The 570-nt window shown below is 72.3% G+C and carries 1 protein-coding gene; it reads right to left on the bottom strand.

Annotated features, from left to right (window positions below; genetic code table 11):
* On the bottom strand, window positions 1-570 hold a 570-nt coding region (locus AC1DQC_RS20110), incomplete at both ends, for an ATP-binding cassette domain-containing protein (protein ID WP_477052990.1).

A 570-nucleotide genomic window follows, 5' to 3' on the forward strand; every position in this document is an offset into this window, starting at 1 on the left:
CGGGTACCGATTCTCTGCCACCATCCGCTTGCCGTAGCGCAGGCGCCGGTCGATCTTGGTCTGCGCCTCGACCAGCTCGCGACCCTGCCTGCGGACGTCGGCGCGGGCGTCGCGGACGGCGGCGCGGCTGGCCTCCTGCTCGGCCTCGACGGTTTCGCGGTAGTGGGCGAAGTTGCCGCCGAACATGCGCAGCTCGCCGCGTCGCAGCTCGGCGATGGTGTCCATCCGGTCGAGCAGGGCGCGGTCGTGACTGACCACCACGACGATGCCGGGGACCTGGTCGACGGCCGCGTACAGGCGGGCCTTGGCGGACAGGTCCAGGTTGTTGGTGGGCTCGTCGAGCAGCAGCACCTCCGGGTCGCCGAGCAGGGCGGCGGTCAGGCCCAGCAGCATCGTCTCGCCGCCGGAGAGGGTGCCGACGGTGCGGCCCAACGCATCCGGAGTCGGTGCGACGTGCGCGAGGCCGAGCCGGTCCAGGGTGGCGACCGCCCGCTCCTCGACGTCCCAGTGGCCCGTGGCGTCGGCGAAGTCCTGCTCGGTGCCCTCACCGGATTCGATGCGGTGTAACGC

The sequence above is a fragment of the Cellulomonas sp. P4_H12 genome (assembly GCF_056400905.1).